The sequence below is a fragment of the Ruegeria sp. D6 genome, assembly GCF_056534365.1.
The window spans coordinates 1091145-1111496 of record NZ_JBQFPH010000001.1 but is presented as its reverse complement, the minus strand read 5'-3'; the positions used below and the strand labels follow the sequence as shown (position 1 = coordinate 1111496).

General features: G+C 56.1%; 18 protein-coding genes. 14 read left to right on the top strand and 4 right to left on the bottom strand.

Going from position 1 to position 20352, the window contains the following annotated elements; genetic code table 11:
• Positions 1 to 83: 83 nt before the first annotated feature.
• Both ACR0A1_RS05545 and ACR0A1_RS05540 read right to left on the bottom strand, forming a co-directional pair.
• Complete coding sequence (locus ACR0A1_RS05545; RefSeq protein ID WP_480866574.1) at positions 84 to 2330, bottom strand: mechanosensitive ion channel family protein; 2247 nt, start codon at positions 2328 to 2330, stop codon at positions 84 to 86.
• Positions 2331 to 2599: 269 nt separating this feature from the next.
• The gene (locus ACR0A1_RS05540; protein ID WP_170393176.1) at positions 2600 to 3508 is read right to left on the bottom strand and encodes a LysR family transcriptional regulator; all 909 of its coding nucleotides are present in this window, start codon (positions 3506 to 3508) and stop codon (positions 2600 to 2602) included.
• A gap of 169 nt (positions 3509 to 3677) precedes the next feature.
• On the opposite strand from ACR0A1_RS05540, the gene ACR0A1_RS05535 reads away from it, so the two are divergent.
• From ACR0A1_RS05535 to ACR0A1_RS05490, 10 genes are all read left to right on the top strand, one after another.
• On the top strand, positions 3678 to 7097 hold the full coding sequence (locus ACR0A1_RS05535) for an indolepyruvate ferredoxin oxidoreductase family protein (RefSeq protein WP_170635672.1): 3420 nt from the start codon (positions 3678 to 3680) through the stop codon (positions 7095 to 7097).
• A 78-nt stretch (positions 7098 to 7175) separates the two neighbouring features.
• On the top strand, positions 7176 to 8054 hold the full coding sequence (locus ACR0A1_RS05530) for a lysophospholipid acyltransferase family protein (RefSeq protein ID WP_170421435.1): 879 nt from the start codon (positions 7176 to 7178) through the stop codon (positions 8052 to 8054).
• A gap of 8 nt (positions 8055 to 8062) precedes the next feature.
• Positions 8063 to 8872, top strand: coding sequence for a glutamate racemase (murI, locus tag ACR0A1_RS05525; RefSeq protein ID WP_480753321.1), 810 nt, complete (start codon positions 8063 to 8065; stop codon positions 8870 to 8872).
• 94 nt (positions 8873 to 8966) lie between these two features.
• Entirely contained in the window at positions 8967 to 9995 is a 1029-nt protein-coding gene (gene argC, locus ACR0A1_RS05520) for an N-acetyl-gamma-glutamyl-phosphate reductase (RefSeq protein ID WP_480866571.1), read from the top strand.
• A gap of 7 nt (positions 9996 to 10002) precedes the next feature.
• On the top strand, positions 10003 to 10449 hold the full coding sequence (gene ccmE, locus ACR0A1_RS05515; protein WP_480736292.1) for a cytochrome c maturation protein CcmE: 447 nt from the start codon (positions 10003 to 10005) through the stop codon (positions 10447 to 10449).
• Positions 10450 to 10583: 134 nt separating this feature from the next.
• Positions 10584 to 11195, top strand: a complete 612-nt coding sequence (locus tag ACR0A1_RS05510) for a holin-associated N-acetylmuramidase (protein WP_480866568.1) — start codon at positions 10584 to 10586, stop codon at positions 11193 to 11195.
• Positions 11186 to 11764, top strand: a complete 579-nt coding sequence (locus ACR0A1_RS05505) for a holin family protein (RefSeq protein ID WP_480866566.1) — start codon at positions 11186 to 11188, stop codon at positions 11762 to 11764. Before ACR0A1_RS05510 ends, ACR0A1_RS05505 begins: the two co-directional genes overlap by 10 nt.
• Positions 11765 to 11838: 74 nt before the next feature.
• Positions 11839 to 13803: a heme lyase CcmF/NrfE family subunit gene (locus ACR0A1_RS05500; RefSeq protein ID WP_480866872.1), complete on the top strand. Its 1965-nt coding sequence runs from the start codon at positions 11839 to 11841 to the stop codon at positions 13801 to 13803.
• A complete protein-coding gene (locus ACR0A1_RS05495) occupies positions 13800 to 14255 on the top strand; it encodes a cytochrome c-type biogenesis protein (RefSeq protein WP_170405571.1) in 456 nt (151 codons plus the stop codon). Before ACR0A1_RS05500 ends, ACR0A1_RS05495 begins: the two co-directional genes overlap by 4 nt.
• Before the next feature lie 73 nt (positions 14256 to 14328).
• On the top strand, positions 14329 to 15105 hold the full coding sequence (locus tag ACR0A1_RS05490; protein ID WP_170393167.1) for an enoyl-CoA hydratase-related protein: 777 nt from the start codon (positions 14329 to 14331) through the stop codon (positions 15103 to 15105).
• 8 nt (positions 15106 to 15113) lie between these two features.
• Here ACR0A1_RS05490 and bmt read toward each other — a convergent pair whose 3' ends face one another.
• Both bmt and ACR0A1_RS05480 read right to left on the bottom strand, forming a co-directional pair.
• A complete protein-coding gene (gene bmt, locus ACR0A1_RS05485; RefSeq protein WP_480866564.1) occupies positions 15114 to 16127 on the bottom strand; it encodes a betaine--homocysteine S-methyltransferase in 1014 nt (337 codons plus the stop codon).
• A gap of 121 nt (positions 16128 to 16248) precedes the next feature.
• Positions 16249 to 16569: a DUF1476 domain-containing protein gene (locus tag ACR0A1_RS05480; RefSeq protein WP_170393165.1), complete on the bottom strand. Its 321-nt coding sequence runs from the start codon at positions 16567 to 16569 to the stop codon at positions 16249 to 16251.
• 187 nt (positions 16570 to 16756) lie between these two features.
• On the opposite strand from ACR0A1_RS05480, the gene purC reads away from it, so the two are divergent.
• The 4 genes from purC (at position 16757) to ACR0A1_RS05460 (ending at position 20352) form a co-directional block, all read left to right on the top strand.
• Positions 16757 to 17512, top strand: a complete 756-nt coding sequence (purC, locus tag ACR0A1_RS05475) for a phosphoribosylaminoimidazolesuccinocarboxamide synthase (RefSeq protein WP_170393164.1) — start codon at positions 16757 to 16759, stop codon at positions 17510 to 17512.
• Positions 17513 to 17612: 100 nt separating this feature from the next.
• Positions 17613 to 17843, top strand: coding sequence for a phosphoribosylformylglycinamidine synthase subunit PurS (gene purS, locus ACR0A1_RS05470; protein WP_010439914.1), 231 nt, complete (start codon positions 17613 to 17615; stop codon positions 17841 to 17843).
• Between the two features lie 25 nt (positions 17844 to 17868).
• Positions 17869 to 18537, top strand: coding sequence for a phosphoribosylformylglycinamidine synthase subunit PurQ (gene purQ, locus ACR0A1_RS05465; protein ID WP_170393163.1), 669 nt, complete (start codon positions 17869 to 17871; stop codon positions 18535 to 18537).
• A 36-nt stretch (positions 18538 to 18573) separates the two neighbouring features.
• Positions 18574 to 20352: a sensor histidine kinase gene (locus ACR0A1_RS05460; protein WP_370644429.1), complete on the top strand. Its 1779-nt coding sequence runs from the start codon at positions 18574 to 18576 to the stop codon at positions 20350 to 20352.

Below are 20352 nucleotides of genomic sequence, written 5' to 3'. Positions count from 1 at the left end.
GAACCGGCCATAAGACCGGTTCCGATTTGAGAGGCGTGCTGATTTGGTTCAGCCAGCGGCTGAAACGTGTCGAAGCCTAAGTGTCAGGCGGGGTTTTGCCCTTTGTTGACCGCATCTGCGGCGGCTGCACCGGCGGCAGCTTTTTGTTCTTCAGTTATGTTCTCAGCCTCATCCAACCCCGGGATGGCGACGCGCACCTCGCGGCGGGCGAAGTCGATACCATTTGCGTTGAATTCGGCCTTCACACGGTTAAAGATTTCCTTACGCAATGTGAATTGCTTACCGGGCTTGGCCATGAACTTGCCTCGGATGATCATACCGACATCGTCGAAGTCGAACACACCCTGAGATTTGAAGGGCTGCAGGAAGCCATCTTTGTGAACCTCGTCCTGCATCATCTCGGCACCGATCTTCTTGAAGATCTTCTTGACCTTGTTGGGGTCGGTGTCGAACGGCACAGTAAATTTCAACTTCATGATCACCCAGTCACGGCTGAAGTTGGTGAGCTTTTGAATCTCGCCATAAGGTATAGTGTGCACCGGACCACGATGGTGGCGAAGCTGCATTGAGCGGATCGAAATTTTCTCGACCGTTCCCATGGTCCCGCCGACATCGACATATTCGCCGACGCGGAATGCGTCATCGATCAGGAAGAAGATGCCGCCTACGATATCGGCCACCAGTTTCTGCGCACCAAAGCCGATGGCCAGACCCAAAACACCAGCACCAGCCAGCAGCGGCGTGATGTTGATGCCCAAGGCGCTCAGGGCAAGTAGGCCGAAGATCACCGAGATTGTGACTTGTGCGGTAATCCGCAACAAGGGCAGGACGGTCGCCAGACGCGAACCACCCGCGCCGCCACCTTCTCCGCCGGCTTCTTCATCCAGCTCCTCGGCCGCTGTCTGTTCCTTGGCCAGACGACGGTTAATCCATAGCGAGACGATCTCGTTCAGGATGTAGCCGACAGCGATGATCAGCAGGAACTCGATGATTGCGCCGCCAACTTCGGCACCGATACCTGCGGACGCAACATGGCGCAGATCTAGCTGCCAAACACGGGAAATCATGAAGACGACGAAGAGGCCAGCAATCACCCGACCGATGCGAATATAGCTGCGCTTGGCCGATCGATAGGCGCGTTCTGCTAATGGCCCTTCGCCCGACATTGGCGGCTGCAGGTGGCGCACCAAACCACGTATTAATGTATCAAGTGCAGGTGCAATCAACAGCCAGAACATGGTTGTGAAATGCGCTCCACCGGACAGTACGCGGATCAGCGCCGGGTTGCGTTGTGCCACTAGGAATTCGACCAGCAGCCAAATCACGACCGAAACGCCGATTGCAAAATACGGGTAATACCGCGCGACTTCTTCGTCGAACTTGGTGTGGTCCGGGTCGGTGCCCAGCATCATCTGTGACAAACCTTCGCGCGCAGTCCAGGCGATTATGCCAATATAGACGTGGATTGCAGCGTTCAGCCAGAAACCGATGCGCGTTTGATCGCCGGTTACCCCGTTGAGCGCGTTGAACCTTAGTACGAATAAGGTAAAGCCGATCAGGATCAGCAGACCGATCAGGTTGCGATGCAGGTATTTTGCCCAGTGGTCGTCAATGTTTACCAATCGGAATTGTGGCTTTTGCGGCGCAAGAACAAAGCGCGAGACTGCTGCCCCCAGACGCGGCACCCAGATTAGGTAGAATACAAATGGGGCTGCATAGATGATCTGCTCGGGGCTCAGCAATCCTCGGCCAATCGCCCGAATGACGACGTAGAATACGATAAGCCCTGCAATTTCGCGGCAAAATCGGCGGAACAGGTAGTTCACAGCGCCTCTGAGATCAGCGTCACCCGAGGGTTCGGTTGCCTCATGCCAGCGGCGGGTCAGGAAAATGAATAGCTTCTCAGCAATGAAGCCGACTATCAGGACCGAGAGCACCAGCCCCATTAGCGTCAGAACACCAGCGCCCCCCAATTTGTCAGAGAAATTGCTAAATGCAGTGATTTGCGCACTGATGATATTGGGAACTGTGGTCAGAACATGTGTCCAGGATGCGACCATTTCTGCCCAGATCTCATTGAGCTCGGTCAGCGGGTCTTCCTGACCTTCCTTTTCCGCCGCTTGCTTTTCGGCAACAGCGTCAAGGCGTTCCAGAAGGATTGCCCGTACCTGGTCGTCAGACATGCGCGCAACCAGATCATCAACCTGTTCTGGCGTAAGATCTTCGGGAATTTCAACTGTAGCGGTTGTGCTTGTGTCTTGTGCATGAAGTGGCACGGCCAGGAACAAGACTGAAATCATCGCCAACAATAGGCGGAATGAGTGGTACATGAATTAGCCCTCGAACACGAAATTTAGGTGTTTTTTCGGGATCATAGGCCTACGCGTTGGATTTTCCCAGTGCTTTCCACTGAATTGCATCAGCCTGGCGCAAAAAAAAGGCCGAGCACTGAGCTCGGCCGTAGTCCAACAGGGAGGTATGAAGATGATGAGCGTTTCAGCATCACCGCCTTCATGTGCTCATTTAGGGATCAGTTTATTAACGATCAAGGTCTATTAGCAGACCCCGGCGTCATGCCCGCTATGCTCTGAGTGCATGGCTATAGCTTGCCCAATTGCCTTAGCTGTTTGCGATGGGCGATTATCTCATCCTGCACAAAGTCCCGAAATGCCGCTATCCGTTTGGAATGACGCAATTCTTCGGGGTAGGCGAGGTAAACCGGGACATCAGCACTTTCGATGTCTGACATGACGGGGACCAGATCCGGGAAGTCCTCAGTCACATAATCAGGAAGTACTCCGATACCCAGATCATGCAGCACGCCCTGAAGAACGCCGAAATAGTTGTTCACGGTCAGCAACGAGCCGGGATTGTATGTCATAAGGTGACGAACCATCGACGCGCTTGCCCCAACCTGAGGGGCTGCGGGCGTTTGGCAGATCAATCGGTGCTTGGAAATGTCTTCCAGCGTTTCAGGCGCCCCACCATGAGCATCCAAATAGCTGCGCGTTGCATAGAGCAGCATCTGCACAGTCATCAGCCGTTTGCGCACGAGATCGGCCTGGCTGGGCTCTTTCATGCGGATGGCCACATCGGCTTCACGCATTGGCAGATCCAACACCCGCTCTTCAAGCATGAGGTCGATATTGAGGTCGGGATACTGTTCATAGAGCTTCGGTAGGCGCGGGGCGAGCCACAGCGTGCCGAACCCGAAGGTGGTGGTCACCCTCAGTACGCCAAATACCTCATCTTCACTATCCCGGATACGCGCTGCAGCGGCATCCAGACGTTTCAGCATGGCCGTCGTGGCATCGAACAGCAATTCGCCTTGTTCTGTCAGAATCAGGCCGCGTGCATGGCGGTGGAACAAGGTTGCATCGAGTGATTCTTCAAGCGCGCGGATCTGACGGCTCACCGCGGATTGAGATAAATTGAGCTTGTCTCCCGCGTGTGTGAGGCTGCCAGCGTCTGCAACCGCGTGAAATATTCTGAGCTTGTCCCAATCCATCGCCGCAACTTTCGTTATCCTCGCGCAGCCCTATATGAAACAGGTAACAAATTCCACAATGAAACCCGGAAATCGTTACGGAATAGAGTAAAATCACTATACAGGTCAGTATTTATGACCTAATATGCACGAGAATAAAGCACACTAATCCGACGAGGGGAGACGTCAGATGAGTCAGCCGAAAATTTCACTCAACGACCGGTTCGACCTGTCCAAAAGCCCGGTTCTTCTGAACGGTACGCAGGCACTGGTGCGTTTGATGCTGATGCAAAAAGTACGAGACACTGCGGCGGGATTGAACACAGCAGGTCTGGTCACTGGCTATCGGGGGTCTCCGCTTGGTGCTGTAGACCTTCAGATGTCTCGTGCAGAAAAGCAACTTGCCGAAAAGGATGTCACCTTTCAATTCGGATTGAACGAAGATCTGGCCGCAACCGCATTATGGGGCAGCCAACAGGCGGGGCTGCGTGGCGACGGAAAATTCGATGGTGTTTTTGGGCTCTGGTATGGCAAGGGGCCGGGCGTAGATCGATCCGGTGATGTGATGCGCCATGCCAATATGGCGGGCACGGCGCAACATGGCGGTGTATTGATGGCCATGGGCGATGATCACACGGGTGAAAGCTCCACCGTTTTACATCAGTCGGAATGGTCACTGGTGGACATGTACATGCCCGTGGTCAGCCCCGCTGGTGTGCAAGAAATTCTGGACTATGGCATCTATGGGTTCGCGCTTAGCCGGTTCGCCGGGGTCTGGGTCGGGCTGAAAACGATGAAAGACACGATCGAAGTGACTTCCGTCGTAGATGGCCGCCCTGACCGAATGCAGCTGGTCACCCCTCAATTCGATATGCCAGAGGGTGGGCTGAATATTCGGCTGGGTGATACGCCGCATCTGCAGGAAGCGCGCGTAATCGACCACAAGCGCTTTGCGGCAGAGGTCTTTTCGCACGCCAACAAGCTAGACAAGAGGGTCTGGGGAAAACCGGGTGCCAAGATTGGGTTTGTGGCGGCGGGTAAGAACTGGCTTGATCTGACTCATGCCATGTCGCTGCTGAACATCAACGCGGATGAGGCCGAACGGCTAGGCATTACCACCTATAAGATCGGGCAGACTTTCCCCTTGGATATGAAGGGCTTCCACGATTGGGCTGAGGGGCTGGACCTGATCGTGATCGTCGAGGAAAAGCGCAAGCTGATCGAAGTTCAGGTCAAAGAGGCTATCTTTGACGACCGTCGTGGGCGCCGTGTTTATGGCTGGTACAAAGGCGGCGCGGGGACGCTGCACCGCGAAGAACTGTTCCCGACCCGAGGGGCGCTTGACCCGATCATGATTGCCGAGAAGCTGGGTGAGATCCTAATCGAAGAGGGGCGCGATACAGATGGCGTTCGTGCCGGACTGGAGGCGCTGTCCGAAGCGCGCCGGGCTGACAATGCGCAGGAAATCGCGGCGCGTTTACCATACTTTTGTTCTGGATGTCCGCATAACAGTTCAACCAAGCTGCCTGATGGCAGCCGTGCCTATGCCGGAATTGGCTGTCACTACATGGTGCAGTGGATGGATCGCGAAACCACCGGTTTCACCCAGATGGGCGGCGAAGGCGCAAACTGGATCGGCGAGGCTCCGTTTTCAACCACACAACATGTTTTCCAAAACCTCGGCGATGGCACCTATAACCATTCCGGCGTGCAGGCGATCCGGGCGGCACTGGCTGCGGGCACAAATATCACCTTTAAGATCCTCTATAACGACGCCGTTGCGATGACTGGAGGTCAGGAGAACGAAGGTGGGCTAAGTGCCGAACGCATCGTCGCCGAGGTCCGCGCGATGGGTGTCAGCAACGTCGCTGTCGTTTACGACGAAAAAGAAGATGTGAATTTTGGTGCGTTGCCTTCGGGCGTTGAGACGTTCGAGCGTTCAAAACTGATGCAGGTTCAGGAAAAATTCCGCGAAATCGAGGGTGTATCGGTCATTGTTTATGTCCAGACCTGCGCAGCTGAAAAGCGCAGGAGACGCAAGCGCGGCACGTTCCCCGACCCCGATAAGCGAGTGTTCATAAATACTGATATCTGTGAGGGTTGCGGAGATTGCGGCGTTCAGTCGAACTGTGTTTCCATCGTACCGAAAGAGACCGAACTTGGCCGCAAGCGTGCGATTGATCAGTCAAGCTGCAACAAGGATTTTTCCTGCTTGAACGGGTTCTGCCCGTCTTTTGTAACCGTTGAAGGGGCGAAAATCCGCAAAGAGGCGACGACCGACCTCGACTTGCCCGATCTACCGGACCCCGTTTTGCCACAGATCATTGGCACTCATAACGTCGTAATTACCGGAGTTGGCGGCACAGGCGTTGTCACCATCGGGGCGGTTCTGGCGCAAGCCGCACAAATCGACGGCAAGGGTGCCGGTATGATGGAAATGGCCGGCCTCGCACAGAAGGGTGGCGCCGTACATATCCATTGCCGTCTGGCCAACCGGCCCGAAGATATCAGCGCGATCCGTGTTGCCACTGGCGAGGCGCATACGCTGATCGGCGGTGATCTGGTGGTATCGGCCGGGGCCAAGACGCTTGGCCTCACGCAAACCGGCCAGACCGGCGCTGTTGTGAACAGTCATGAGATTATCACCGGTGACTTCACGCGCGATACAGAATTCACGATCCCCAGCGATCAATTGCAGCTTGCTCTGCAAGCGCGGTTGAAAGATGGGGTGGCCCTTTTCGATGCCACCGATCTGGCGCGAGCCGTGATGGGCGACTCGATCTATTCCAATATGATGGTCTTTGGTGCAGCCTGGCAGCGTGGTCTGCTACCGATCAGTCACCAAGCGATAATGGGTGCTATTGAGTTGAATGGTGCGGCGGTCGAGCGCAACAAACGCGCCTTTGAAGTTGGTCGCTGGGCGGTGACCCACCCCAACGACGTGGCCAATATTTTGCGCCCCAACGTGGAAGAGTTGCCAAAGACCCTCGATCAAGTGATCGATTTCCGCGCTGCGCACCTGATCGACTATCAAAATAAGCGGTTGGCGAAACGTTATCGCAAGCTGGTCGACAGCGTTGAAGATCAACACGTTCGTGAGGCTATTGCCAAAGGCTACCATAAGCTTTTGTCATATAAGGATGAATATGAAGTCGCCCGATTGCTGCTCGACAGTCGCCAGAAGGCGGAGGCCGAGTTTGATGGTGACTTTAAGATGACCTTCCATCTTGCGCCGCCAACCCTGGGGACGAAGGGCGACAATGGACGCCCGGCCAAGAAAGCGTTCGGAGAGTGGTTTCTTGGTCCGTTGAAGGTTCTAGCCAAGCTGAAAGGTTTGCGCGGCACTCCGCTGGATATCTTTGGCTACACGACAGAGCGCAAAATGGAGCGTGCTCTGATCCGCCAGTATGAAAAGGACATGAAAGAGGTTTTGCCCAGCCTGACACCCGAAACCAGTGATGCGATCGCGGCCCTTGCGGCTCTGCCATTGGACATTCGCGGTTTCGGTCCGGTTTTGGTCGCGAATGAAGCCAAGGCTGCGAAACGTCGCGAGGAATTGTTGGCTGTTATTCGCGATGGCGGGCCTCAGATGAAAGCTGCGGCAGAGTGAGGCTTTACAAGCTTGTCATCAAACCTATGCAAAATGGCTACCCGGCCTTATCTAAGCGGCAGCAAACCGGAGTAGCCAATGCCCTCGCGCCATCACGTCGCTCGTGACATCTCTTACGCCCATTCCGCAGAAACGCGGAGCGGGCGGATGGTGATCAAGCTGATGGAAAACACCACCGGTCGTCTGCGTCTTATCCGCCGCGCTGACGGGTATGAGCAGGAGGTCGCACAGGGGCGTGATTTTTGGTCCGTAATGGTGGATCGATATGGGCTGACATTAGACGTGGTTGGCGGTGCGTTGTCGAACATCCCAAAAGATGGGCCATTGATCCTGATTGCGAACCATCCCTATGGCATTCTAGACGGGCTAATGATGGGACACATCCTGTCTCAGACTCGGACAGACTTTCGCATTCTCGCCAATCATGTTTTTCGCAAAGCTGAAGACCTGAACAGCATCGTGCTGCCAATTTCGTTTGATGCCACAAAAGATGCGATGAAGCTGAACCTTGCGACCCGAAAAACCGCTCTGAACTACCTAAGCGATGGTGGTGCAATCGGGATCTTCCCGGGTGGCACCGTCAGCACTGCGGCCAAGCCATTTTCTCATCCGATGGATCCAGGGTGGCGCGGATTTACAGCGCGGATGGTTGCCAAATCCAATGCGACCGTTGTGCCGGTTTTCTTCGATGGTCACACCTCGCGTTTGTTCCAGATTGCCAGCCATCTGCACAACACTCTGCGGATGGGGTTGCTGATCAAAGAGTTCAAGAAACGTGTCGATACCCCCGTCCGCGTGGTTGTAGGAGACCCCATTGGGCGCGACATTCTGGACCCGCTGGGCAAGGATACGCGCAAGATGATGGATTTCCTGCGCAAAGCCACGTATGAGCTGTCTCCAGAGCCATTGAAGTCTTATGACTATGGCTATGAATTCGAGGAACGGCATCGCGCCTGAAGGGGCAAATGGCAGTAGGTATCTTTGATTCCGGATTGGGTGGTTTGACCGTCCTGAACGCCGCGCAGAAACGTCTGCCCGACGTTGATTTTCTTTATTTCGCGGACAGCGCGCATGCGCCTTATGGTGTGCGCGATGCCGAGGATATCTTTAACCTGACACGAAACGCTGTGCAGGACCTTTGGGATCGCGGCTGCAATCTGGTGATTCTGGCCTGCAATACCGCAAGCGCCGCCGCCCTGCGTCGGATGCAAGAAGCGGGCGTGCCAGAAGGAAAGCGTGTACTGGGCGTATTTGTGCCTTTGATTGAGGCGCTGACTGAACGGCAATGGGGCGACAACTCTCCACCGCGTGAGGTTCAGGTGCAGCATGTTGCGCTGTTTGCGACGCCCGCGACAGTGTCGAGCCGTGCGTTTCAGCGGGAGCTGGCGTTTCGGGCGATCGGGGTTGATGTCGAGGCGCAAGCCTGCGGCGGGGTGGTGGACGCCATCGAAGAGGGCGACATGATCTTGGCCGAGGCCTTGGTACGCAGCCATGTGGATGCTCTGAAGCGCAAGATGCCAGAACCGCAAGCAGCCATTCTGGGCTGTACGCATTACCCGCTGATGGCAGAGACGTTTCAGCAGGCGCTCGGACCGGATGTGAAAGTCTATAGCCAGGGTGATCTGGTTGCGGAAAGCCTTGCAGACTACTTGCAACGGCATCCGAAAATGCTGGGTGAGGGCACTGATGGCTTCCTGACAACGGGTAAGCCGGGCGTTGTGACGGATCGCGCGACTCAGTTCCTCCGACGACAAATCACCTTTGAAGCCGCCTGACCTAGGTCAAGGACGGCGCTTTTCCGATTCCGTAATTCGTTGACCGTCACAGCGGCGGTCACCCCATGTGACACATGAATGAAAGAGGTCTGACATGACCCATAAAATCGCAATTCTTGGCGCTTCTGGCTACACCGGCGCGGAACTCGTGCGGCTGATCGCCGGGCATCCGAGTATGGAAATCAAAGCTCTGGCCGCCGAGCGGAAGGCTGGACAGACAATGGCGCAGGTATTTCCGCATCTGCGCCATATGGATTTGCCGGTGCTTTGCAAGATTTCCGAGATCGACTTTAGCCAAATCGACCTGTGTTTCTGCGCTCTGCCGCACAAGACCAGTCAGGAAGTCATTCGCGAACTACCCAACACCTTGAAAATTGTTGACCTGTCAGCAGATTTTCGACTTCGCGATGGCGACGAATACAAGAAGTGGTATGGGAATTCACATGCCGCGCTTGGGCATCAGGAAGAGGCGGTTTATGGTCTGACCGAGTTCTACCGTGACGAAATCCGCGGCGCTCGGCTGGTTGCCGGGACCGGATGCAATGCCGCGACGGGTCAGTATGTGCTGCGTCCGCTGATTTCGGCGGGTGTGATTGATCTGGATGACATCATTCTGGACCTGAAATGCGCGGTCTCGGGCGCAGGTCGGGCGCTGAAAGAGAATCTATTGCACGCAGAACTCAGTGAAGGGGCGAACGCATATGCCGTTGGCGGGACGCACCGGCATCTGGGCGAGTTTGATCAGGAATTCACGGAACTGGCTGGACGGACGGTGCATGTGCAGTTCACACCGCACCTGATCCCAGCCAACCGGGGTATTCTGGCCACAACCTATGTAAAGGGTGACCCGCAGAGCGTGTATGAGACACTTCAATCGGCCTATGAAGCCGAGCCCTTCATTGAGATGCTGCCATTTGGCGAGACGCCCTCGACCCACCATGTGCGGGGGTCGAACTTCTGCCATATCGGTGTCGTTGGAGATCGGATCGAACGCCGTGCAATCGTGGTGGCAGCATTGGATAACCTGACAAAAGGTAGCAGTGGGCAAGCCTTGCAGAACGCCAACCTGATGTTAGGTGAGGATGAAACCCTGGGTCTGATGATGGCCCCCTTGTTCCCGTGAGGACGGTATGAAAACGCTTAAGAAACGTCGTCGTGTACAAGTCATTCTAGTGGCTGTTGCGGCCCTGATACTGGCGACGGGTCTGATCGGATATGCGATGCGTGATGGCATCAACTTTTTCCGCTCACCCAGTCAGGTGATTGCAGAACCGCCGAAACCGACCGAGGTGTTCCGTATAGGTGGATTGGTCGAAGAAGGTTCGATCATTCGCGGGCAGGGTGAGACTGTGCATTTCGTCGTGACCGACGGCGGTGAAAGCGTAAAGGTCGCTTTTACCGGTGTTCTGCCCGATCTATTCTCGGAAAATCAGGGTATGGTGGGCACCGGAAGTTATGTGAATGGAGTCTTTGAAGCCACTGAAATCCTTGCGAAACACGATGAAACCTACATGCCCAAAGAGGTTGTGGACGCATTAAAAGAGCAAGGCGTCTATCAGGAATCAGGCGATGGCTGAATGCCATCGGCGTTAAAATTTCTAAACAGAAGAAGCGGGGCGTTGCGTGCGAGAGGTAGGCTGCGCCCTTTGTTTTGCAGTGGTGTTAACGAAATTGTCCGACCGTTTACCAAAGTTTGGCAGAGGGGGCGGCAATGCGGACAGTGCGGCAGATTGCAAAAGGGATCGTGGCGCGGGAAGGTGGTTTTGTGGATGACCCCGATGATCCCGGCGGTGCCACGAAATACGGGGTGACGATCCATACCATGCGCCGATTGGGTCTCGATCTGGACCGAGATGGTTCGGTGACGCAACAAGACGTGCGCATGCTTAGCAAAGCGCAGGCCGTCGATATTTTTCTGGAACACTATTTTGAGAAACCACGCCTTCAGGTGCTGCCGAAAGCCGTACAGGCATCCGTGTTCGACATGTACGTCAATGCAGGAGCTCAAGCGGTGAAAATCCTGCAGAACCTGCTGCGGCAGATGGAGTATGACGTTACGGTTGACGGGGTCATCGGCCCTCAGACTGCAGAGGCAAGCCGCGAGGCGGCCAGTCCAAAGCCTCTGGTGTTTCGCGATGCCTATGGGGTCGCAAGACGAAACTATTACTTCCGTTTAGCAGACCGGCGGATCGCTCTTCGCAAATATGCCAGAACTCGCGCGGGCGGCAAAGGCGGATGGATCAAGCGTGCCGAAGAGTTTTTATCGCCCAAGTATCATCTGAGCGAGGACGCGTTTCAGAAAAGGGTTTCAGGATGGGTTTGATCTCGGGTTTGTTGGCGCTCTTGTTTGGCGGAGGTCGCAATGTGGTTCGCGAAACTGCGGAAGTGTTTCGCGAAAATGTAGAAAGCGGTGCCGAGCGTTCTGTCGAACTGCGCGGTGCGGCCATGACGCAATTCGGCACTGAATTCCAAGCTCCAAGCAAAACCAGGTTTGATCGATTCATGGATGGGCTGAATCGCCTTCCGCGACCGGCGCTGGCTTTGGGAACATTGGGTTTGTTTCTGGCCGCCATGATCGATCCGCTGTGGTTCGCAGCACGTATGCAGGGAATTGCGCTGGTGCCAGAGCCACTGTGGTGGCTGTTAGGGGTGATCGTGTCGTTTTACTTTGGCGCGCGGCATCAGATCAAAGCGCAGGATTTTCAAAGAGAAATCAGCGCGACAATGCTGAGGGCGCCTGAGGTGATCGCCAATCTTGAAACGATCCGCGGGTTGCGCGATGACAGTCCGGGTGTCGCCGATACTGGCTCGGACGCATCGTTGGCCGAAGCAGTCAACCAGCCGGATTCGAACCCTGCATTGGAGGACTGGAAGCGGCTACGAAGGACCTGAGGCGCGACATTATGTGCGGTGATCCGAGGCGAATGTGAATGGCACTTGCACCGGTGCCGCAGTATAAGCAGGCCATGATTACAGAACTCGGCCATTTCGCACTTATCTTAGCCTTCCTCGTTGCCATCGTCCAAACTGTGGTGCCGTTGATCGGGGCTGCCAACCGTTGGAACGGGTGGATGGTTTTCGCTGAACCGGCCGCCATCACGCAGTTCATCTTGGCCGCCTTTTCCTTTGGTGCGCTGGTCTGGGCGTTTACCACGTCTGACTTCTCGTTGCGGATCGTGGTCGAGAATAGCCATTCGGCAAAACCGATGCTCTACAAGATCACCGGGACCTGGGGAAACCATGAAGGTTCGATGCTGTTATGGGTCCTGATTGTAGCGATATTCGGCGCGATGGCCGCCATATTCGGCGCTGGCTTGCCTCCGACCTTAAAGGCGCGGGTGCTGGCCGTTCAGGCCGCGATCGGAGTGGCTTTCTATGCCTTTATCCTCTTCACATCGAACCCGTTTGACCGACTGCCTGTTCCTCCGTTCGATGGGCGGGACCTGAACCCGCTGCTGCAGGACCCCGGTTTGGCCTTCCATCCGCCATTCCTGTATCTGGGCTATGTCGGCCTCAGCATGGCGTTCAGTTTTGCCGTTGCTGCATTGATCGAGGGCCGGGTGGACGCGGCTTGGGGGCGTTGGGTACGGCCTTGGACATTGGCGGCTTGGGTCTTCCTGACGATCGGTATCGCACTTGGATCATGGTGGGCCTACTACGAATTGGGCTGGGGCGGGTTCTGGTTCTGGGACCCTGTTGAGAACGCCAGCTTTATGCCTTGGCTACTGGCGGCCGCTCTATTGCATTCCTCCATCGTGGTGGAAAAACGCGAGGCGTTGAAAAGCTGGACGATCTTGCTTGCGATCATCGCGTTTGGGTTTTCTCTGATCGGGACCTTTATCGTGAGATCGGGGCTGCTGACTTCGGTCCATGCTTTTGCCAATGATCCTGAGCGTGGCGTATTTATCCTGTTCATCCTGATCATCTTTACCGGCGGTGCGTTGACCCTGTTTGCTGCACGCGCGCAGGCGATGGAGGCGAAGGGTGTCTTCGGAATGGTCAGCCGCGAAAGTGCATTGGTTCTGAACAACATCTTGTTGGCAGTTAGCTGCTTTGTCGTGTTTTTTGGCACAATGTGGCCAATGGTGGCCGAGATGGCGTTCGATAGAAAACTCTCGGTGGGCGCGCCGTTCTTCAATGCGGCATTTACCCCATTCATGGTCGCCCTCGGAATCGTTCTTCCCGTCGGCGCAATGCTGCCGTGGAAGCGGGGCAAGCTAAGCCGGGCGGCATGGTCTTTGCGCTATGCATTTGTACTGGCGGTCACGATCGCGATACTGGTCTGGGTGATGCAGACCGGACGCAGCGCATTGGGACCCGTAGGTTTGTTGCTGGGGGCGTGGATCACCTTCGGCGCCATCGTCGATCTTTGGAGCCGCACTGGCCGCAAAGGCAGTTTTGGACGCCTGTTTCGACTGCCCGGCGCAGACTGGGGTAAGGCGGTGGCCCATTGTGGTTTGGGTGTCACCATGTTTGCCATCGCAGGCCTAACCGCTTGGGAAGTCGAGGATATTCGTGTCGCTCAACCGGGTCAGCCTTTTGAAGTGGGGCAGTTTACGTTGACGTTGCAAGATGTGCGTCAGGTACAGGGGCCGAACTATTTCTCAACCATGGCGGATGTGCTTGTTGAGAAGGACGGGCGCTATATCGCGACTCTTAACCCGGAAAAGCGCGACTACCCTGTGGCACGGATGCCGACAACTGAGGCTGCAATCGACTATCGCTTTCTGCGCGATCTATATGTTGTGATCGGGGATCAACAAGCTGATGGCGGCTGGGTGATGCGAACCTATATCAAACCTCTGGCCAACTGGATTTGGGGCGGATGTATCCTCATGGCTCTGGGCGGTGTGCTCAGCCTGTCGGATCGCCGTTTCCGTGTTGCAGCCGGTGCACGGAAAACGCCTACAAGCGGGGTTCCTGCCGAATGAAGCGCCTGCTTGTTATCCTGCTGCTGATTGCATCCCCGATCATGGCTATTCAGCCGGATGAAGTGCTTGACGACCCGGCGCTCGAGACACGAGCGCGGGATATTAGTACCGGTCTGCGCTGCTTGGTGTGCAGGAACGAAAGCATTGACGAAAGCAATGCCGAACTTGCGCGTGATCTGCGTATCTTGGTGCGAGAACGTCTGGTTGCGGGGGATACTGATCAAGAGGTTGTGGACTTCATCGTTGATCGCTATGGCGAATATGTGCTGCTGAAACCCACCGCGACCGGTGCCAATCTGTTGTTATGGCTGTCGGCTCCTGTCATGCTGCTGATAGCGGCCGGCATGGGGTGGAACTTTTTGCGCAAGCGTGCGCAGCATCAAGAAGTAGCGCATTCCGAAGGCCTTAGTGAGGAAGAACAAGAGCGTCTGCGCCGAATTCTGGAAGACTGACGCGCGGTTCTTCTTTTCCTTTTTCCGCATTTGCGTCAGTGTTTTGCAGAACGCTGCGCAGCTGAGGTTTTGCATGGAATACGAAGCGGTCCTTCTGGACATTACTGATAATTTGGCGGTTTTGACATTGAACCGGCCGGATAAGATGAATGCGTTGACGACGCAGATGCGGGCCGAGATCACCTACGCAATGAAAGATGCCGCGCAACACGCTCGCGCGATCGTCCTGACCGGTGCTGGACCTGCCTTTTGTTCAGGTCAGGATTTGGGTGACGCGTCGAGCACAGGAAAGATCGACCTCGAACGCGCGCTTCGCGACGAATATGAACCGATGCTTGAGGCGGTCTATGATTGCCCCGTGCCAACAATAGCGGCTGTTAACGGGCCTGCGGCGGGGGCGGGGGCTAACCTGGCACTTTGTGCCGATGTGGTGATAGCAACCGAGAGTGCCTATTTCCTGCAAGCTTTCGCTCGGATCGGTCTGCTGCCCGATGCAGGCGGCACCTGGTTCATGCCGCGTCAGATGGGGTTTGCCAAAGCGATGGGTGCAGCGTTGTTTGCAGACAAGATCAGCGCGCGCCAGGCGGATGAATGGGGATTGATCTGGGAAGCGGTTGCAGATGATGAGTTCGACGCTCATTGGCGCAAGAGAGCTGCGTATTTGGCGAATGGCCCAACCTCTGGGTTTCGCGCGATCAAACAAGCGATCCGGGGAACTTACGATAGAACGTTACCTCAGCAACTTGCGGCCGAAGCCCACCTGCAGGGCGAATGCGGACGTACCCGAGACTTTGCCGAAGGCGTCGTAGCCTTTCTGGAAAAGCGCCCTGCGAAATTTGAAGGGCGCTGATCATTCAATCAGGCCCGGCGGCGGCGACGAGTGCGCCGTTCGGGAACGGCCTCGTCCCCAGTGCCATCTGAGGCTGAGGTAAACGGACCAAGCGCCGATACGATCTGATCCAGGGTCGGGCGTTCGCCGCGCGGACCGTTATCTAACGCCTCGCGCATTTTGCGCAAATGCGCAGGCATGGTGCCACAGCAACCGCCAATGATCGTTGCACCTGCATCGCGCGCCATGGCGGCGTACTGGCCCATCAGTTCAGGTGTTCCATCATAATGGATATGACCGTCCACATATTTCGGGATCCCTGCGTTGCCCTTGGAAATCAGTGGACGTTCGTTTCCTTGGGCAGCGAACCCAAGCACCGTCCGCAGTATGTCCGAGGCACCAGTGCCGCAATTCGCCCCGAACGCAACCGGAGGATTGGGCAGAGTTTCCACGATCATTGCCAGATCAGAAGATGTAACACCCATCATTGTGCGGCCAGCCGTGTCAAAACTCATGGTGCCGCACCACGGCATATCTGCCAGAGCGAACGCTTCTGCCGCAGCCCGGAATTCTTCCGGCGCGCTTATGGTCTCAAGCCACAGAACATCTGCGCCTCCAGTCTTTAGCGCCGCAGCCTGTTCATGAAACATCTCGACGGCTTCGGCGTGTGAAAGACTGCCGACAGGTTCCATGATCTCGCCGGTCGGGCCAACAGAGCCGGCCACGATGATCGGGCGACCTGCCTTATCAGCGACTTCGCGACCCAGTTCAGCGCCAATACGATTCAGCTCGGCCACGCGGTTCTGGGCGTCGTGTAACTTCAAACGCGCGGCTGTTCCACCAAATGTGTTTGTCAAAAACAGATCACTGCCGGCATCGACCGAGCCCTGATACAGAGCACGAATCTTGTCAGGCGCATCGACGTTCCACAATTCCGGCGCATCGCCTGATTGCAGGCCCATGTTGAACAGGTTCGTCCCGGTTGCGCCATCCGCCAGAATGACGTCACCGGTTTCCAGAAGGTTGCTGAGCGCGTTTGTCATTGGAGTATTCCAAAATTGGGGCCACAGCCCGTCAAAATATGAGACGCCCCGTGTCTCATGACCGGGGCGTCAAATCAAATTCATAAAACTCATGAAGATCATGAGTTTTGCAGCTCAGGCATCAGGACTCGGCTTCCGCCATCACCTGCTCTTTGGCTTCGACCAGAAGTTCGACCATCTTCTCGCGGATTTTAGCCTCATCCGCGAGATCACCGAGGTACCCTTTGACCGCCTCGACAACATCGTCTTCGCTGACATTCTGCAGGTCGGTGTGGACCAGTTCCTGCCCGTATTTACGCGCCTGTTCCACAGTCTCGCCTTTCAGCGCCGAGGCCCATACAGCCATAAATCGATTGCGGCGCATCCGGGCGATGAACTGCATCTTTTCGTCATGAGCGAATTTGTTTTCAAACGCGGCTTCACGTTCGTCGAATGTGGTCATTGGTTGGGGACCTCTTGGGTTAGATGTTCTTTTCTGATGATATGACTATACGACGCCCTGTGCGCAAGGTATTTGCGCTGCGTCAAAGCCTCTCGGGGTTGCGAACTTGCGGGAAAGCGGGGCTTGCACTATGAGGGCGCCAACGTGAAGGGACTCATTCCCTTTCCCCAGACTGGAAAGGTCGCTCATGGCGCGTCGCAAGAAGATTTACGAAGGTAAAGCCAAGATCCTGTATGAAGGTCCCGAGCCGGGCACCATCGTGCAGTACTTCAAGGATGACGCCACAGCTTTCAACGCCGAGAAGAAAGACGTGATCGATGGAAAGGGCGTTCTGAACAACCGGTTAAGCGAATTCTTCATGACCGGTCTGGCCCAGATCGGAGTTCCGACGCATTTCATTCGCCGTCTGAACATGCGAGAACAACTTGTGCGGAATTGTGAGATCATTCCACTGGAAGTGATCGTCCGCAACTATGCCGCCGGATCGATGTCCAAACGCCTCGGTATCGCCGAGGGTACTCAACTGCCGCGCCCGATTGTTGAATACTGCTACAAGGACGATGCGCTGGGTGATCCGCTGGTGACCGAAGAGCACATTGCGGCATTCGGCTGGGCGAGCCAGCAGGATATGGACGATATCCTGAGCCTTGCACTGCGCGTTAATGATTTCATGAGCGGCGTGATGCTGGCGGTTGGTATTCGTCTGGTCGATTTCAAAATCGAGATCGGGCGCGTGTTCGAAGGCGATTTCCAACGACTGATCATTGCGGACGAAATCAGCCCCGATAGCTGCCGTCTATGGGATATCGAAACCGGTCAGAAGCTGGACAAGGATGTGTTCCGCCGTGATCTGGGTAGTCTGACTGATGCATATTCTGAGGTCGCCCGCCGTCTTGGCGTTCTGCCCAAAAGCAATGTCACAAAACCAACGCTGATCAACTGATCCTGTCTCATATCGACAGGGTTGTCCGACAAGCCCAAGCGGGGTATCCCGCGCCCAACGAAACGGATCGATGCGCGGTCCATCAGTGGAGTTCTCGAAAATGAAAGCACGTGTGCATGTGATGCTCAAGAACGGGGTTCTGGACCCGCAGGGCGAGGCTGTGCGTCACGCATTGGGTGCGATGGGCTTTGATCAGGTCGAAGGTGTCCGTCAGGGCAAGGTGATCGATCTGGAACTGGCAGACGGCGCGACCGAGGCGGACGTAACCAAGATGTGCGAAAAGCTGTTGGCCAACACGGTCATCGAACGCTTCGAGATCGAACTGCTCTGAGTTTTCCGACCTAGGAGGGTCCGCCATGCGCGCAGCCGTCATTGTTTTCCCCGGTTCCAACTGCGATCGTGATCTTGCCGTTGCTTTCGAGCAGGCCGGTTTTTCCGTCGATATGGTCTGGCACAAGGATGCCGCGCTGCCCGAGGGCATAGATATTGTCGGTGTTCCGGGTGGGTTTTCCTATGGTGACTATCTGCGCTGCGGCGCGATTGCGGCCCAATCGCCCATTTGCAAAGCGCTGGCCGCGCATACCGAGCGTGGTGGCTATGCCGTCGGTATCTGCAACGGTTTTCAGGTTCTGACCGAAACCGGAATTCTGCCTGGCGCGCTGTTGCGCAACGCCGGTCTGAAATACATCTGCAAAACGATCGGACTGAAGGTCGAAACCAGCGATAGCGCCTTTACTGAAGGGTACAATGCCGGGGATGTGATCGATATCCCGATTGCGCATCACGATGGCAATTATTTCGCAGACGATGAGACCTTGGCCGAGTTGAAGGATCAGGATCGCATTGCCTTCACATATGCCGAAAATCCCAATGGTTCGCGCGACGATATTGCAGGGATTTTATCGCACAACCGGCGCGTGTTAGGCATGATGCCCCACCCCGAGCGGGCGGCGGATTCAGGCCACGGAGGCACCGACGGAACGGCGCTCTTCCGCGCATTGGCCGGGGTGCTGACGCCCGCGTGACTTGAGGTCATCAGTCGGGACGCGTAGCGTCAGTACATGAGCGCGGAAGATCAAGCAGACAGCAAAGGGTTTCTGAACCGGTTTCGCGGCGCGCCTATGGGCTGGCGGCTGCGTCTTGCCGTGTTTTTGTTGCTGCTTGCTACCGTCGCCACAGTGTGGATCACCAACAGTCTGCTAACCAGTCGCTTCACCGAATCGACCAGAAACCGCGCCGAACTGCGGTTAGCCTTGTATTCCGGCAACCTGCTGAGTGAGTTGCGGCGCAACGCCATCGTGCCGCAGTTGCTTGCCCGTGACCCCACCCTGATTTCGGCCCTGCAATCCAGCGATTACACGCTGTCGAGCCAGCGCCTGATCTCTTTCGTTGAAGAAATCGGGGCGGCCTCGCTGGTTTTGCTGGATGGGGATGGCCTGACACGTGCTGCAACCGACCGGAACCGGTTGCAGGAAAGCCACCGGAACTCGCCATACTTCATCGATGCTATCCGGTCGAATGCCACGATATTCTCGGTCATTCCACGTGAATCCGGCGGTTACAGCTTTGTCTACTCGCGGCGAATCGAGGCGAATGCAGAGATCCTTGGCGTGATCGTTGTCGAAGTTGATTTGCAGAAATTTGAACGCGCCTGGGCTGGTATTTCTGACGCGGTGATGGTCACAGACAGCACTGGTACGATCATCCTCTCGACCGAGCCTCAGTGGCGGGGTCTGGATGAAAGCGGTGCCATGTTGCGCCAACCCCCTCAGAACGCGATCCAGCGCGCAATCCGGGCCACAACCGATTGGAGTGCTTTGCCCCCGGATGCCTATCTTCAGGGCGAGGCTGTGATGCGGATGGAGACCCGTATTCCGTTCCGGGGCTGGCAAATGACCTCGTTCACCACCTATTCATCGATCCGCGAGCGGGTGAACAGCGTTCTGGCGCTTGAGATCATGGCATTTGCGATTCTTCTGGCGCTGACCTTCTATGCGCTCAGCCGCAGGGCGACGTTGCGCATGACCTTGTTCCAGCGCGAGTCGGCGGAGCTTCGCGCATTGAACGTAAGGCTGCAGCGGGAAATCGCTGAGCGTGAACGTGTTGAAAAGACGCTGGAAGTTGCCGAACAAACCCTTGCCCAGAGCTCAAAACTGGCAGCACTTGGCGAGATGTCTGCGGCAGTCAGTCACGAGTTAAATCAACCTCTGGCTGCGATGAAAACTTATCTGGCCGGCGCGCGTCTGCTTTTGCGTCGAAACCGGCCCGAAGAGGCGTTGGCCAGCTTTGGGCGGATCGACGGATTGATCGAGCGGATGGGGGCGATCACGCGCCAGCTCAAATCCTATGCGCGCAAAGGTGCAGATGCGTTTTCGCCAGTAAATCTTGGCGAAGCGCTGGCCTCGTCCCTGTCGATGATGGAACCGCAGCTGCGTCAGCGGCATGTGAAGATAACCCAGATTTTGCCCGAAGAACCTGTTATAGTGATGGGTGATCGGATGCGGATCGAACAGGTTATGGTCAATCTCTTGCGCAATGCGCTGGATGCGACCAAGTCTGTGGATGAGCCGGATGTCGAGATCATTCTCGCTGCAGGTGAAACTGCGGTACTGACCGTGCGGGACAATGGCCACGGGATCGAGGATATCGAAAACCTGTTCGAGCCGTTTTATACGACCAAACGCCCGGGGGACGGCGTTGGTCTGGGGCTTGCCATCTCGTCCGGGATCGTGAACGACCATGGCGGACGGCTGACCGCGCGCAACGGCCAACAGGGTGGCGCGGTGTTTGAGATGCAATTGCCCATATTGGGAAGCGACGGCCTTGAGGCCGCGGAATAG